The organism is Streptoalloteichus hindustanus, assembly GCF_900129375.1.
GTDB classification, from domain to species: domain Bacteria; phylum Actinomycetota; class Actinomycetes; order Mycobacteriales; family Pseudonocardiaceae; genus Streptoalloteichus; species Streptoalloteichus hindustanus.
Genome location: NZ_FQVN01000001.1, coordinates 944,761 through 960,244 on the forward strand (window position 1 = coordinate 944,761; position 15,484 = coordinate 960,244).

Consider the following 15,484-nt stretch of genomic DNA (forward strand, 5'->3'; position numbering starts at 1 on the left):
GGTCACCAGCTCAGGCCGTGCCCGAACGGGAACCGGGCGGTGTCCGGCTTCCCGGGGACGGGAACGGTCACCGGCAACTTGCCCCGCGGCGACGTCTCGCCGAACAGCACCTTCGTCAGCGACTCCATCGCGGCCTGGCTGTGGGAGTAGGTCGTCAGCCAGGTGCGCGCCTGCTCGACGTAGGCGGCGTCGTACGGGTCGCGGACCGCGACCGCGACCACGGGCCGGCCCGACTCGGCGAGCCGGCGGACGAGCTCCTGCTGCGGGGCGTCGTCCCAGGCCCGGCTGGTGAGCACGACGGTGAGGTCGTGGTTCCCGGCCGCGGCGACCGCCTCGTCGATCGCCTTCGGGTTCGGCTTCGCGCCCGTCGCCAGGCGGGTGGTCGCCGGGCCGCGCGCGGAGATCTTCTCGGCCAGGGCGGTCGTCGTGGCCTCACCCCACCCGGTCACCAGGACGCGACCGGGCTTGTCGCGCAGGGGCAGCAGGTTGTCGTCGTTGCGCAGGGCGGTCGTCGTCCGGTCCGCGATCTCCTGGGCGGCCGCCAGGTGCTCCCGGGTGCCGACCTTCCGGTCCACCGCGGTCTCGTCGACGAACGGGTGACGCGTGATACCCCGGTTGTACTTCATCGTGAGGACCCGACGCACGCTCTCGTCGATCCGGCGCTCGCTGAGACGGCCGTCGCGCACCGCGGCGAGGACCCCGTCGTAGGCGGCGCGCAGGTTCTGCGGCATCAGCAGCTGGTCAGCGCCGGCCTCCAGGGCGCGCACCGCGAGTTCGGCGTCGGGGTACCGCTTGCGGACCGCGTCCATCTGCAGCGAGTCCGTGATGACGACACCGCGGAAACCCAACTCCTCGCGGAGGATCCCGGTGAGGACCTTCCGCGAGACCGTGGCGGGCTCCTGCGAGTCGTCGAGCTTCGGGACCACGATGTGCGCGCTCATGATCATGTCCGCGCCCTGGTCGATGGCGGCGCGGAACGGCGGCGCGTCCAGCCGGCGCCACTGCTCGCGGTCGTGGTGGATCACCGGCAGCCCGCTGTGGCTGTCGACGTTGGTGTCGCCGTGGCCGGGGAAGTGCTTGACGGTGGCGGAGACGCCGCGCTCCGGGCGCCCCTCGCCCTCGTACCCCCGCACCTGCGCGGCCACCATCCGCGCCGCGAGCTCGGGGTCGGACGAGAACGAGCGCACGCCGATCACCGGGTTGGCGGGGTTCGTGTTGACGTCCGCGACCGGCGCGTAGTTCTGGTTGACGCCGACCGCGCGCAGCTCGGCGCCGGCGATCCTGGCCGCCTTCCGCGCGACGTCGGGGCTCCGGGTCGCGCCCAACGCCATGTTGCCGGGAAACTGGGTCGCCGGCGGACCGAACCGGGCGACGACGCCGTGCTCCTGGTCCGTCGAGATCAGCAGGGGGACGCCGGCGCCCGAGGTGAGCGCGGCGCGCTGGAGGCCGTTGGACAGCCCCGCCACCTGCTTCGGGTCGGCGAGGCTGTCGGTCCACGAGAAGTAGATGACCCCGCCGAGGTGGTAGCGCCGCACCACCTCCGCCGGGGTGTCGACGCCGAACTCCGCCTGGTTCTTGGGGTGCCGGCTGTCGGCCCCGCTGCCGTAGGCGTAGGTGACGAAGAGCTGGCCGACCTTCTCCTCCAGGGACATGCGCCGCAGGACCGCGTTGGCCCACCACGACGCGCCCTGAACTCCCGACGTGGGCGGCTGGGCCTCGGAGGAGGCGGTGAGGCTTCCGGCGAGGGCCATGGCGACCACCGTGGTCAGGACGCGGCGTCTGGTCGGGCTGACCACGGTTGCCTCCCGGGAACTCTTCACCAACTGCCAGGTAACCCCTGGAAGTTACTCACATCGCGGAAGTGGGTCAACGACCGATCAGCGGAGCGTCGCCACTGGCGCGGGAAGTTCCAGGACCACCTTGGCGAGGCCATCGGCATCCGGGCAACCGCCAGTAAGAGGACACGGGGCGAACGGCCCGATGCGGTGGGCGGGAACCGGGAGGAGAAGCGGGGCGCGCACCGGATTCGGCGGCCGGCCCCGGACGCGACGACGGCGCCCACCGGATGGTCCGGGGGCGCCGCCAGTCAGCGCGAGCGTGCGGGTTACCAGGCGTGCACTCGTGTCGTACTTCCAGGGCTCGGCGTCCGGCGTCCCGATACGCAGCCCCTTGTCGACAAGCCTCCCGCGGCGTGCTCGGCGTGGGTGCCCGGCACTCGCGCGCGGAGCCCTTCGGGGGTGGGCGGTGCTTCTCCTCGCATCGCCCCTGGCCTTCAGGTTGTCCGCACCTCCTTTGTAATCCGTGTCGGCCGTCACATCAAGGGCTCGGACGTGTGCACCGGTACAGGAACGCAGGGTGAGCGGTGCGCCGCTCCGTCGACCTCCTGACGTCGACCGTCGGCGGAGTAGCCGAGGCCAGCGGAGGCGGGATGCGCGACGCCGGGTGGCGTGCGGTCAGTCGTCGCCGCGGCGCCGGCGGCGCAGGCCGAACCAGGCCACGCCCGCGGCGGCCACCGCGCCCAGTCCCACCGCGGCGGCGGCCGCGACGGCAGCGCCCGAGGGAGTGGGGATCCGCGCCCGCAACGACACGGGGTGGGAGAAGGCCAGCACGGGCCACCCGCGCTGCACGGCCACCTTGCGGAGCCCCCGGTCGGGGTTGACGGCGGTCGGGTGGCCCACCGCCTCCAGCAGGGGCAGGTCGACGGCGGAGTCGGAGTAGGCGTGACACCCGGCCAGGTCGTACCCCCGCTCGGCGGCCAGCTCGCGGATCGCGTCGGCCTTGCCCTCGCCGTGGCAGTAGAAGTCGACGCCACCGGTGTACCGGCCGTTCTCCACCACCATGCGGGTGCCGACGCTGTGCGTCGCGCCGACCATCTGCGCGATGGGGGCGACGATCTCCTCGCCCGAGGAGGACACGACAACCACGTCGTGACCCTGCTCCCGGTGCTCGGCGACGAGCTGCGCCGCCTCCTTGTAGACCAGCGGGTCGACGATGTCGTGCAGGGTCTCCTCGACGACGGACCGCACCTGCTCGACGTCCCAGCCCGCGCACAGGGAGGTGAGGTGGGCGCGCATCCGGTCCGTCTGGTCGGCGTCGGCGCCGGCGAGCATGAACACGAACTGCGCGTACGCGCTCTTGAGCACGGCCCGCCGGTTGATGAGGCCTTCCTGGAGGAAGGGGCGGCTGAAGGCGAGCGTGCTGGACTTGGCGATGACCGTCTTGTCCAGGTCGAAGAACGCCGCGACCCGACCGCCGGTCGCCGGCGCGGGATCGCTGCTGACGTCGGTCACGCCGCCCAGCATAGGTGTGGGTGACCACCTTTCCGCGCGTCCCTCGAACGGACGGGAGGCGTCACCCGGCAGCGGAGGGATACAGTAGAAGCGTCCGGTGTTCCACCGGACGGGTTCAGCTCGACCCCCCGGGGCTGAACTCCGGCGACCCCCGTCCCTCCCCCCTGGCGGGGGTCGTCCCATGTCCGGGGTGGTTCTCCCGCCCCCTTCCGGGCGAGGACCTGGCCTTTCGGCCACTCGCCGCGAGGCTCCTTCGCCCGGCTCGGCGAGGTCTCCACTCGGCTGGGCGACTCCTGTGCGGGCTGTCGGGTCTGCTTCCTGTTCGCCGCCCTCCCCTCGGATCGGAGCGTCGCGCCGACGAAGGCGAGACCTCCCCGCTCGATCTTGCCGGACCGCACTGACAGAAAGCGGCAAGGCCACTCCAACGGGCGCGGAGTTGTCCACAGGTGCTCCAGTTGTCCACAAGTTGATCTTGTGTGGTTGGCGGCGCGGGACCGGCGGTCCACCGTGATTTCGGCGCACGTGCGGTCCGGCGCGGACGAGGGTTCGCGGCCGTGGTGCGCGGGGACCGATCCGGGGGGATCACATGGACGCGACCAGGCCGCTCGTCCTGACCGACGACGGCGACCTGCTGGACGACCTGCTGCGGCTGGCCGCGGCGGCGGGGTGCGAACTGGAGCGGGCTCCCGACGCCGAGGCGGCCCGACGGCGGTGGGCGGCGGCGCCGCTCGTGGTGTTGGACGAGAACGCCGCCGCGTGCTGCGCGTCCGCCGCGATGCCGCGGCGGGGCGGCGTCCTGGTGGTCTGCCTCGGCGAGCCACCACCCCAGGTGTGGCGGGCCGCGGTCGCGGTGGGCGCGGAGAAGGTGCTCGCCCTGCCCGCGGCGGAGCAGTGGCTGGTCAGCGCCTTCGCCGACGCCCAGGAGTCACCGGGGCCGGTGGCCGGGCGGGTGCTCACCGTGCTCGGCGGACGAGGCGGCGGCGGCGCGTCGGTGCTCGCCTCCGCCGTCGCGCTCGCCTCGGCCCGTCGGGCCCAGCGGACCCTGCTGGTCGACTGCGACCCCCTGGGCGGTGGTCTGGACCTCGTCCTCGGCGTCGAGGACACGGACGGGATGCGGTGGCCCGAGTTGGCGCTCACCGGTGGTCGCGTCGCGGCGTCCTCACTGCACGCGGCACTGCCGACGACCGTCGTCGACGGCACCCCGCTCACCGTCCTGTCCTGCGACCGCGAGGGGGCGGGGCCGGAACCCGACGCCGTCGCCACGGTCGTCGAGGCGGGCCGACGGGCCGGTGAGACCGTCGTCTGCGACCTGCCCCGGCACCTGCCGGAGACCGCGTTGGCGGCCCTCGACCGCGCTGACCTGACGATCCTCGTCGTGCCCGCCGAGGTGCGCGCCTGCGCGGCGGCGGGACCCGTCGCCAGGATGGCGACCGAGCGGGGTGCCCACCTCCGCCTCGTCGTCCGGGGCCCGGCGCCCGGCGGACTCGCGGTGCGGGACGTCGCGAACACGCTCGACGTCCCGCTCCTGAGCGCCATGCGCCCCGAGCCGGGACTCGCCACCGCCCTCGATCGCGGCCGCCTCCCGCACCGACCGCGCGGCCCGTTGGCGCGCACCGCGCACAAGATCCTCTCCGCCCTCGACACGGCGGGCACGGGAGGTGCGCGATGAGCAGTGACCTGGTCGACCGGGTGCGGCACCGCCTCGCGGGGTCAGGAGTCGAGGTCACGCCGGCCACCGTCGCGGACGCCGTGCGCGCCGAAGCAGGTGGCGTGGTCGGCGACACCGACGTGCTCGACGCGCTCCGTCTGCTGCAACAGGAGTTCGTCGGAGCCGGGCCACTCGAACCCCTCCTGCGCGACCCCGCCACGACCGACGTGCTCGTCTGCGGGCCCAACGAGGTCTGGGTGGACCGGGGCGGCGGCCTGTCCCGGGTCCCCGGCGTCCGGTTCGCCGACGAGGACGCCGTCCGCCGGCTGGCCCAACGACTCGCCCTGGCCGCCGGACGACGTCTCGACGACGCCCAGCCCTTCGTCGACGGGTGGTTGCCGGCCACGGCGGGCGCGGGCGCGGCGACGGTCGGCTCGGTCCGGCTCCACGCGGTCCTCCCGCCGATCGCCGCCGACGGAACCTGCCTGTCGCTGCGCGTCCTCCGGCCCACGACCCACGATCTCGACTCACTTCTCCGCCTGGGCACGTTCGAGCCCGCCACGGCCTTCCTGCTGCGCTCGGTGGTTCGAGCTCGGCTGGCCTTCCTCGTGGTCGGGGGCACCGGGTCAGGAAAAACCACGCTGTTGGGAACGCTTCTGGGCTGCGTGTCGCACCAGGAACGTGTGGTGTGCGTCGAGGACGCCGGTGAGCTCAACCCGGACCACCCGCACGTGGTGCGGCTGGTCGCCCGACCACCGAACGTCGAGGGCGTCGGCGAGGTCACGTTGCGCGCACTGGTGCGCCAAGCGCTGCGGATGCGCCCCGACCGCCTGGTGGTGGGCGAGGTGCGCGGCGCGGAAGTGATCGATCTCCTGTCCTGCCTGAACACCGGCCACGACGGGGGTGCCGGCACGTTGCACGCGAACTCGCCCGAGGAGGTGCCAGCCCGGCTCGAAGCCCTGGCCGCTCTCGGCGGTCTGCCGCGTGCCGCTCTGCACAGCCAACTCGCCGCGGCTCTCCAACTCGTCATGCACATGCGCCGCGAACCCGACGGCCGCCGCGTGCTCGGGGCGATCGGGGTGCTGGAACGGGACGGTGACTGGGTTCGCGTGACCCCCGCCTGGACCCGCTCCGCGGGGTGGGGACCTGGCCGAGACCGCCTCGGCGCCCTCCTGGAGGCACGAGGGGTGAGCCCAGGATGCTGACCGCCGCGCTCGTGCTCGTCATGGCCGTTCTCGTGTGGCCCGCCACCCCGGCGCGTCGACGGCTGCGGGTCCTCCGATCAACCCTGCACGGAGGTGTGGAGCAACTCCTTCGCCGCTGTGCGGCGGCTGTCCCTCTTTCCACCCCGTCGCTGACCGTGCTCGGTGGGCTCGCGGGACTGCTCCTCGCCGGTCCGGGCGGCGCGGTCGCCGGTGCGGTGACGGTCGGCACCGTGTGGGCACGATGGCGAGCACGCCGCGCCGAAGCACAACGCGTGTCCGCTGTCGCGAACCTCGCCCGGGCGCTCCGGCTCCTCGTCGCCGAACTGCGCGCCGGAGCCCATCCCGCGACGGCGGCCGAAGGAGCCACGGCGGACGCCGACCCGCAGGTCGCCACCGTGCTGACCACCCTCGCAGCTGCCTCCCGTCTGGGCGGTGACATGAACCTCGCCCTGCGCGCAGCCTCGGGCGAGCACCCTGTCTTCGGCGACGCGTTGGAGGGACTCGCCAACGCCTGGGCGCTGTCCGAACGCTTCGGAGTTCCCCTGGCGGACCTGGTCGACGCGCTCTGCGCGGACCTCGACCACAGGGTCCGGTTCACCCGGCAGGTGCATGCCGGGATGGCGGGCCCTCGGGCCACCGCCGCCGTCCTGGCCGCCCTCCCGTTGCTGGGAGTCCTGCTCGGAGAAGCCGTCGGCGCGAGCCCGTGGAGCGTGCTGACCACGAGCACGGCGGGTCAGGCGCTGCTCGCGATCGGCGCCTGCCTGATCTGCGCCGGCCTGACCTGGAGCGCCCGACTCACCGGAAAGGCGGCACAGCGATGACAGCCCAGTCCGCCGCGGTCGCCACCCTGGCGGCAGCGCTGCTCGCCGCGCCGGGCCCTGCTGTCGCCCGCACCCGGCTCGTGGCCCTCAGACCGGATCATCCTTCCACCGCGCCTCGCCAGCTGAACTGGCTGCCGATGTCGCTCGTCGGAACCTTCGGGCTCCTGGTGGCCGGCCTGGTTCCCGGTGTGCTCGGTACGTTGCTCGGGCTCACCATCCCGGTCGCCGTGCTGCTCGGCTGGCGACACCGCGCCCAGCGCCGCGCCGTCGCCGCCGTCGCCGATCCAGCTCGTCTCGCCGCCGGCTGGGACCTCCTCGCGGCGTCCCTCACCGCCGGTCTTCCCGTGCCCGCCGCGGTTCGGGCCTGCCTCACCGGTCTGCCCGCAGCGCCAGCCGCAGTCCTCCGCAGGGTGGCCGAACTGCTCGCCCTGGGTGCGGACCCCGTGGCGGCATGGGCACCCGCCCTCGACCACCCCGACACCGCCCAACTCGCCAGAGCGGCCCGCCGCACCGCGCGTTCGGGCTCCGCCCTGGCCGACGTCGCCCGGCTCCTGGCCGCCGAACTCCGAGCAGAAGCCAAGGACTCGGCGGAGTCCCACGCCCAACGCGCCGGCGTCCTCATCACCGGCCCGCTCGGACTCTGCTTCCTCCCGGCGTTCCTCTGCCTCGGCGTCGTGCCGGTCGTGCTCGGCCTCGCCCGCCGCCTCGCGGAGTCCTGGTGAGGGGAGAGCCGCTCGACCCCCGCACATCGCGGAGACAACAGCACAGAACACGGCACCACCGGTGCCAGGAAAGGAGTTCCTCATGTTGCAACGAATTCTCGGTCGCGTGCTGGCGACGACCAGGGGTGACGACGGAATGAGCACCGCCGAGTACGCGATCGGCACCATCGCCGCGGCCGCGTTCGCCGCGGTCCTCTACGCGATCGTCAAAGGAGACGGGATCATGTCCGCGCTGACGTCACTCATCAACCGCGCGTTGTCGGTGAACTTCTGATGGGACGGGCTCAGCAGTACCGCGGAACTCCGTCTCATCCTCGGCGCGCGAACGTCGACGATACGGCAGCCTTCGACTGCGAACGTGTGGCAACGCTCGGCTTATGGCATCAGCGCCAGCGCTGGTTCATGAGGCGTGCGAGGCGATGTGGTCGTGGCGATCGCGGAGCTGTCACGGTCGAAGCCGCGATCGGGATCTGCACCGTGGTCGTCGTTCTTGCCCTTGCCCTCGCCGGAATCACCGCCGTGATCACGCAACTGCGATGTACCGACGCGGCCCGCGAAGCAGCCAGGCTCGTCGCGCGCGGGGAAGCCACTCGGGCGACGGAAGCCGCTCGGCACATCGTTCCGCGGGACGCCGACGTCGAGGTCCACGTCGAGGGCGAGACGGTACGGGTCGAGGTCAGTCACCAGCCAACGCATCTGCTTCCAGGAGTACGAGTCCGCGCCGAGGCCTATGCGGTCCTGGAGCCCGGAGCCACCAACGAACGGGAGGCACCCAAATGACTTCTCTTTCCTCTCCGGCGATTCCAGGCCGGAGCGTCCGACGAGTAGTGCGGCGACAACGCCAGTCGAATGATCAAGGCTCGGTGACCTTGCTGGCAGTCGCGGCCATGCTCGCCTTTCTGCTCATCACAGCGGTAGCCGCCCAATTCGGCGCGGCGACGATCACGCGACGACGAGCGGAAAGCGCGGCCGACCTGGCAGCGCTGGCCGCAGCGGCCCACGCGCTGTCCGGTGTCGACGCGGCATGCGACCGTGCGCGGTGGATCGCCGAGAACATGCGTGTCCACGTCACGAACTGCCGTCTGGAGCAGTGGGACGCCCTGGTCGAGATCCGAGCTGCCCCGTCAGGGCCTCTCGGCGGTTTCCCCGCCGCCAACGCGAGAGCACGAGCCGGACCTCGTGCCCCCGCATGAACCGAGCAGGCGCGTGCCGACGGGAACACCCCGTAGGCACAGCGGCTGACCGAGCGCTCCACGTCGGGCGGCGTGCCCCCAACAGCACCGTCGTCCGAGTCCCGGCAGCGACATCACCAACCAACGGTGCCACCCCGTCACAGGACGACGGGAGCTGCCGGGGCAGCGGGGTGAACCCAGGGGACGCGGGGACCGGAACGGCCTCAGGTCGGAGGGGGCTTCGGGGCACGGGGACGCCGTTCCACACCACCCACCAACGCCCGGCCCTTCCGGGCAAGAAAGGAGGCGATGCCCACCACCATGAACAACCAACGAGGGTGCCCCGTGGCCGGCAGGCCCAGCAGAACCCAGCCACCAGCCACGGGGCCACCCCAGCGCGCCCTCATCCCAGTCCGCCGACCACAGCAGAAACGATCAGTCAGCGGGGCTGACGCGCGCACGAACGCGCATCTGTGGCAGGCCAACGTCATGCCGGCCGCCCCCGGTGGATCTTTCGCGAGGCGAGCGGTAGGCGGGCTTGGGTGGGGCTGGGGAGAGGGGAGTGAGGCATGTGGGTGGAGAACGCGATGAGCGGTTGCTTGGTGGCGATGAGCGGTGAGGGTCGGCGCTGGGTGAGGGATGGGGACGGCGGGGGGTGGTGCGGGCTCCTGTCAGTCGACTGGCTGGTGGGGCGGCGTTCGCCGTGCCGGAGCGACCGGTTGCCGACGCGGAGTTATTGATCGGACTCCTGGTGCCGTTGTGTGGGGTGAGGGCGCCGGACGGCACCCCGGAGCAGAGGAGGCGACTGGCAATGGAGTGGTCGGATAGTTGGCGCGGGGCGTTCCGGATCGAGCTGCGCGCCGAGGCCATCGGGATGGCGTGGCGTGGTTGGCCGGTGCTGCCCGGCACCTATCCGGCAGGACTTCGGTGGGAGGGCCGCGACGGCGCGCGGAACGAGGGTCCGGTGCCGGTGCACCAGGACTGGGCCCAGCGCGTCGGCACCGACCCCGAGCAGGTCGCCTCGTGGTGGAGTGGGCGGCCGTACACCCTCCTGGTCGCGACCGGGTTCGTCGTGGATGCGGTGGAAGTGGGCGGCGAACTGGGCAGGGCGACCGCGGCCGCTCTGCGCGCGGCAGGGGTGCCGGTGCCCATCGCCGCCACCCCGACCGGGCGGTGGTTGTTCCTGATCGCGTCGGAACCGGGCTCGGGGCGCGACTCCGGGGCTCTGCGGTCCGGGTTGGGCGAGCACCAGGACATCACCCTGCACGCCAGGGGGAGTTGGATTCCGCTGCCGCCCTCGCCGTTCCAGCACGGCGTGGTGCACTGGCGGGTCAGGCCGCAGGTGTGCGGCTGGCAGTTGCCGGACATCGACGTGGTGCGGGACGCCCTGCTGTCCGCGTTGCACAGCACCGGCGCGGACCGGTCGCTGACGGCCAGCAGGACCTGATGACGATGTTGGAGGTGCGTGTCGACCGGACGCCGGATTCCGTGACCGGCGGGCGGGTCGACCCACCTCAGGCGCTGGTCGCCGCCCCGTCGGCCCGGATGGTCCGGAGCACGACGTCCAGGACGGCCACCGCGCCCGCCTTGTCCAGTGGCTCGTTGCCGTTGCCGCACTTCGGCGACTGAACACAGGACGGGCACCCCGCCGGGCACTCGCAGGACGCGATCGCCTCCCGCGTCGCGGACAACCAGGGGACCAGCGCGGCGAAGCCGCGGTCGGCGAAGCCGGCTCCCCCGGGATGACCGTCGTGCACGAACACCGTCGCCTCCCCGGTGTCAGCGTGCAGGGCAGTGGACACCCCGCCGATGTCCCACCGGTCACAGGTCGCGAACAGCGGTAGCAGGCCGATCGCGGCGTGCTCGGCGGCGTGCAGCGCGCCGGGGACGCGCGCCGGAACCAGACCGGCGCCCCCCGGCGCGCTGCCGCGCAGCAGGTCGGCGTGCACCGTGTACCAGACCGCGCGGGTGCGCAGCGTCCGCGGCGGGAGGTCGAGCGGCACCTGGTCGAGGACCTGCCCCGAGGGCAGGCGTCGGAGGTAGCTGGTGACCTGGGTCGTCACCTCGACCTCGCCGAGGCAGACGGTCACGCCGCGGTGCTTTCGCTCCTGGGCCGTGCGGACGACGGCGATGTCGATGACGTCGCGGGGGACCGTTGTCCATTCCGGATCCTCGGCGTGCACCAGGGCCAGGCCGCCGTCGAGGTCCAGGTCGTCGACCACGTAGGACGAGCCCTGGTGCAGGTACAGCGCGCCGGGGTGCACGGTCGCGCAGGCGGAGGCGGGGTCGACGGTGCCCAGGAGGCGCCCCGTGTCGGCCTCCACCACGGCCACCTGTTCGCCGCCGGAGCCCCGGATGTCCACCTCGGAGTGCGGGCGGTCGCGCGCGACCCAGTACCAACCCGCCGGCCGTCGCCGCACCACCCCGTCGGCGACCAGCGCCTCCAGGGCCTCGAGCGCGGCGTCGCCGCCCAGGGCCGGCAGCTCCTCCGGCGGGATGGGCAGCTCCGCCGCCGCGCAGGCGAGTTGCGGGGCGAGCACGTAGGGGTTGCCCGGGTCGAGCACCGTGGCCTCGACCGGGCGGTCCAGCATCGCGTGGGGGTGGTGCACCAGGTACGTGTCGAGCGGGTCGTCCCTGGCCACGAACACCACCAGCGCGCCGTCCCCCGCCCGGCCGGCGCGGCCGGCCTGTTGCCAGAACGAGGCGAGCGTGCCGGGGTACCCGGCGACCACGACGGCGTCGAGTCCGGCGATGTCGACCCCGAGTTCGAGCGCGTTGGTGGTGGCGACGCCGAGCAGTTCCCCGTCGGCGAGCGCCCGTTCGAGGGCCCGTCGTTCCTCCGGCAGGTACCCGCCCCGGTAGGCGGCGACCCGGTCGGCCAGTGAACTGTCCACTTCGGACAGTTGGCGGCGGGCGCCCAGCGCGGTGAGCTCGGCGCCGTGCCGCGACCGGACGAACGTCAGCGTCCGCGCGCCCTCCACCACGAGGTCGGTCAGGATGCGGGCCGCCTCCGCCCCGGCCGAGCGCCGCACCGGCGCCCCGTTCTCGCCAGCCAGCTCCTCCAGCAGGGGCGGCTCCCACAGGGCGATCGTGCGCGCCCCGCGGGGCGAGTCGTCCTCGGCCACCGCCACGCAGTCCACCCCGGACAGCGCCGAGGCGGAGCGGGCGGGATCGGCGACGGTCGCCGACGCCAACACGAACACCGGTGTGGCCCCGTAGCGCCGAGCGACCCGGTGCAGGCGGCGCAACAGCAGGGCGACGTGCGAGCCGAACACGCCGCGGTAGGCGTGGCATTCGTCGACCACGACGAAGGCGAGGCGGCGGAAGAACGTCGCCCAGCGCCCGTGGGCGGGCAGCACCCCGCGGTGCAGCATGTCGGGATTGGTGAACACCCAGCGGGCATGGGCCCGGACCCAGTCGCGGTCCGCCATCGGGGTGTCCCCGTCGTAGGCCGCCGCGCGCACCCCCGGGAGGTCGAGTTCGGACACCGCGCGGAGCTGGTCGGCGCCGAGGGCCTTGGTGGGCGCGAGGTAGAGCGCGGTGGCCCTGGTGTCGGCGAGGAGCCGCGAGAGCACGGGGAGCTGGTAGGCGAGGGACTTGCCGGAGGCCGTTCCGGTCGCGACCACCACGTGCTGGCCGCTGTGCGCGAACTCGGCGGCCGTCGCCTGGTGCGTCCACGGGAGCGCCACTCCTCGGTCGCGAAACGCCTCGCGCACCTCGGGTGGTGTCCACTTCGGCCACTCGACGGCGCGCGCGTGCCGCTCGGGCACGTGGGCGACGTGGGTCAGCGGGTCCTCGCCGGCGGGAACGCCGGCCAGCACCCGGTTCAGCAGCGCGTGTCCGCGGTCCTGTCCACCCACGACGTCGAGCGTGTCACACGGGACTGACAGGACAGCCCGCGAGTGGCCGAACGCGGAGGAAGGAAAACTTCGCACTGTAAACAACCATATGGGTGATCGAGAAACCACGAGCCCGAGCTCGGGTCTACCGTGGACGGTCCTTTGCTGCTCTCCGCGTCTGCCTCCTTCCGTTCCGTGCAACTTGATCGATACAAAAGCGCGATACTGCGCCGTTCGAGAGCGGTGAGGGTCACACAGTGAACTGAGCCACTAGACGGCGGAATAGACTCCGCGCTCGTGACGCCGCCCACACGGGCGGCGCGCTTCTTCCCCGGCGTCGGAGCCGACGCAACCGCCGGCTCCTGGCGCCCACATAGCAGTCGTCACCAGGAGGACGGATGTCCCGGCTGATCCTCGCGGAGGGCCTGCAGCTCTCCGGTGGTGACCGCGGTGTTGTCGCCGTGGTCGCCGTGGTCGCCCTGGCCGCCCTCGCCGTCGGGTACGTCCTGCTCCGGGAGGTGCTGGCCGCCGGCCAGGGCACCCCGAAGATGCAGGACATCGCCAGGGCGGTGCAGGAGGGCGCGGCGGCCTACCTCAACCGCCAGTTCCGAACGCTCGCCGCGTTCGTCGTGATCGTGTTCCTGCTGCTGTTCCTGTTGCCGGCCGACGACGTCGGCGAGCGGGTCGGGCGGTCGTTGTTCTTCGTCGTCGGCGCCGGTTTCTCCGCGGCCATCGGCTATCTCGGCATGTGGCTGTCCACCCGCGCCAACGTGCGGGTGGCGGCGGCGGCGCGCGAGGACAGCGGCCGGGAGCGGGCGATGCGGGTGGCCTTCCGCACCGGCGGCGTCGTGGGGATGACGACCGTCGGCCTGGGCCTGCTCGGCGCGGCCGTCGTCGTGCTCGTCTACGCCGGACAGGCGCCCAAGGTGTTGGAGGGCTTCGGGTTCGGCGCGGCGTTGCTGGCGATGTTCATGCGGGTCGGCGGCGGCATCTTCACCAAGGCCGCCGACGTCGGCGCGGACCTGGTCGGCAAGGTCGAGCAGAACATCCCCGAGGACGACCCCCGCAACGCCGCCACCATCGCCGACAACGTGGGCGACAACGTGGGCGACTGCGCGGGCATGGCGGCCGACCTGTTCGAGTCCTACGCGGTCACGCTGGTCGCGTCGCTCATCCTCGGCACGGCCGCCTTCGGCGTGCAGGGGCTGTTGTTCCCGCTCATCGTGCCGGCGATCGGTGTGCTCACCGCGGTCATCGGGGTGTACGTCACCAACGCCAAGCCGGGGGAGAGCGGGCTGGCGGCGATCAACCGCTCGTTCTACATCTCGGCGATCATCTCCGCGGTGCTGTGCACGGTCGCCGCGTTCGCCTACCTGCCGGCGAGCTTCTCCGCGCTCAGCGGTGGTGAGCGGACCGAGGGCAACCCGGCGCTGGTCGCGGCCGTCGCCGTGATCATCGGCATCGTGCTCGCGGGGGTCATCCTGTGGCTCACCGGGTACTTCACCGGCACCGAGCACCGTCCGGTGCGCGACGTCGGCAAGACCTCGCTGACCGGTGCGGCCACGGTGATCCTGTCCGGGATCTCGGTGGGCTTCGAGTCGGCGGTCTACACGGCGATCGTCATCGGGGGCGCGGTCTACGGCGCGTTCCTGCTCTCGGGGTCGGTCACGGTCGCCCTGTTCGCCATCGCGCTGGCCGGCTGCGGCCTGCTCACCACGGTCGGCGTGATCGTCGCGATGGACACCTTCGGCCCGGTGAGCGACAACGCCCAGGGCATCGCGGAGATGTCCGGCGACGTGCACGGTCAGGGCGCGCAGATCCTCACCGAGCTGGACGCGGTGGGCAACACCACCAAGGCGATCACCAAGGGCATCGCGATCGCCACCGCGGTGCTCGCCGCGAGCGCGTTGTTCGGCTCGTACAACAACGCGATCAAGGAGGCGCTCGGCAAGGTGAACGGGGTGTTCGACCTGGCCGACTTCGCGGTCTTCAGCCCGAGCACCCTGGTCGGCCTGGCCGTCGGCGCCGCGGTCGTCTTCCTGTTCTCCGGGCTCGCGGTCAACGCGGTCTCCCGGGCCGCGGGGGCCGTGGTGTTCGAGGTGCGGCGCCAGTTCCGGGACAACCCCGGGATCATGGACGGCACCACGCGACCGGAGTACGGCCGGGTGGTGGACATCTGCACGAAGGACTCGTTGCGGGAGCTGGCGACCCCTGGCCTGCTGGCGGTGCTGGCGCCGATCGCGGTGGGCTTCGGGCTCGGTGTCGGGCCGTTGGCCGGCTACCTGGCCGGGGCCATCGCCACCGGCACCCTGATGGCGATCTTCCTCGCCAACTCCGGTGGCGCGTGGGACAACGCCAAGAAGCTGGTGGAGGACGGCTACCACGGCGGCAAGGGCTCCGAGGCGCACGCCGCCACCGTCATCGGGGACACCGTGGGCGACCCGTTCAAGGACACCGCGGGTCCCTCGATCAACCCGTTGATCAAGGTGATGAACCTGGTCTCGGTGCTGATCGCGCCGGCGGTCGTCACCTTCTCGGTGGGGTCGGGCGCGTCCCCGGTCCTGCGGGCCGTCATCGCGCTGCTCGCCCTCGCCGTCATCGTCGGCGCGATCACCGTGTCGAAGCGCAGGAGCACCGCGATCGCGGAGTCATCGCCCGCGCCCGAACCCAACAGCGCGGTGGTGTGAGGCGCTGTTCCACCTGGTGCGCGCGGTCGCCAGGAGGGGTGACCGAGGGGGACGCGTTCGACCGGCACGGGGCCGGCCCGCCCGTCGGGCCGGCCCCGTC

General features: G+C 72.7%; 12 protein-coding genes. 9 read left to right on the forward strand and 3 right to left on the reverse strand.

Annotated elements, in window-relative coordinates:
* Window positions 1-2: 2 nt before the first annotated feature.
* A complete protein-coding gene (locus BUE43_RS04500) occupies window positions 3-1,751 on the reverse strand; it encodes a glycoside hydrolase family 3 protein (RefSeq protein ID WP_073480282.1) in 1,749 nt (582 codons plus the stop codon).
* A 702-nt stretch (window positions 1,752-2,453) separates the two neighbouring features.
* Complete coding sequence (locus BUE43_RS04505; RefSeq protein ID WP_073479967.1) at window positions 2,454-3,302, reverse strand: HAD family hydrolase; 849 nt, start codon at window positions 3,300-3,302, stop codon at window positions 2,454-2,456.
* Window positions 3,303-3,876: 574 nt separating this feature from the next.
* On the opposite strand from BUE43_RS04505, the gene ssd reads away from it, so the two are divergent.
* From ssd to BUE43_RS04545, 8 genes are all read left to right on the forward strand, one after another.
* Window positions 3,877-4,959 (forward strand): septum site-determining protein Ssd, encoded by a 1,083-nt coding sequence (ssd, locus tag BUE43_RS04510; protein WP_073479968.1) that lies wholly within the window; start codon window positions 3,877-3,879, stop codon window positions 4,957-4,959.
* Window positions 4,956-6,143 carry a TadA family conjugal transfer-associated ATPase gene (locus BUE43_RS04515; RefSeq protein WP_073479969.1) on the forward strand — a complete coding sequence of 396 codons (1,188 nt, stop codon included), beginning with the start codon at window positions 4,956-4,958 and terminating at the stop codon, window positions 6,141-6,143. Before ssd ends, BUE43_RS04515 begins: the two co-directional genes overlap by 4 nt.
* A complete protein-coding gene (locus tag BUE43_RS04520) occupies window positions 6,137-6,964 on the forward strand; it encodes a type II secretion system F family protein (RefSeq protein WP_073479970.1) in 828 nt (275 codons plus the stop codon). Before BUE43_RS04515 ends, BUE43_RS04520 begins: the two co-directional genes overlap by 7 nt.
* Window positions 6,961-7,686 carry a type II secretion system F family protein gene (locus BUE43_RS04525; RefSeq protein WP_073479971.1) on the forward strand — a complete coding sequence of 242 codons (726 nt, stop codon included), beginning with the start codon at window positions 6,961-6,963 and terminating at the stop codon, window positions 7,684-7,686. Before BUE43_RS04520 ends, BUE43_RS04525 begins: the two co-directional genes overlap by 4 nt.
* 82 nt (window positions 7,687-7,768) lie before the next feature.
* Complete coding sequence (locus BUE43_RS04530; protein ID WP_073479972.1) at window positions 7,769-7,960, forward strand: DUF4244 domain-containing protein; 192 nt, start codon at window positions 7,769-7,771, stop codon at window positions 7,958-7,960.
* Window positions 7,961-8,088: 128 nt separating this feature from the next.
* Window positions 8,089-8,466 (forward strand): TadE family type IV pilus minor pilin, encoded by a 378-nt coding sequence (locus BUE43_RS34955; protein ID WP_073480283.1) that lies wholly within the window; start codon window positions 8,089-8,091, stop codon window positions 8,464-8,466.
* A gap of 83 nt (window positions 8,467-8,549) precedes the next feature.
* Window positions 8,550-8,879 carry an Rv3654c family TadE-like protein gene (locus BUE43_RS04540; RefSeq protein WP_234995526.1) on the forward strand — a complete coding sequence of 110 codons (330 nt, stop codon included), beginning with the start codon at window positions 8,550-8,552 and terminating at the stop codon, window positions 8,877-8,879.
* A gap of 790 nt (window positions 8,880-9,669) precedes the next feature.
* Window positions 9,670-10,305 carry a bifunctional DNA primase/polymerase gene (locus BUE43_RS04545; protein WP_073479974.1) on the forward strand — a complete coding sequence of 212 codons (636 nt, stop codon included), beginning with the start codon at window positions 9,670-9,672 and terminating at the stop codon, window positions 10,303-10,305.
* Between the two features lie 67 nt (window positions 10,306-10,372).
* On the opposite strand, the gene BUE43_RS04550 is transcribed toward BUE43_RS04545, so the two are convergent.
* A complete protein-coding gene (locus BUE43_RS04550) occupies window positions 10,373-12,718 on the reverse strand; it encodes a DEAD/DEAH box helicase (RefSeq protein ID WP_073479975.1) in 2,346 nt (781 codons plus the stop codon).
* Between the two features lie 377 nt (window positions 12,719-13,095).
* On the opposite strand from BUE43_RS04550, the gene BUE43_RS04555 reads away from it, so the two are divergent.
* Window positions 13,096-15,384 (forward strand): sodium-translocating pyrophosphatase, encoded by a 2,289-nt coding sequence (locus tag BUE43_RS04555; protein ID WP_073479976.1) that lies wholly within the window; start codon window positions 13,096-13,098, stop codon window positions 15,382-15,384.
* The last annotated feature ends 100 nt before the right edge of the window (window positions 15,385-15,484 follow it).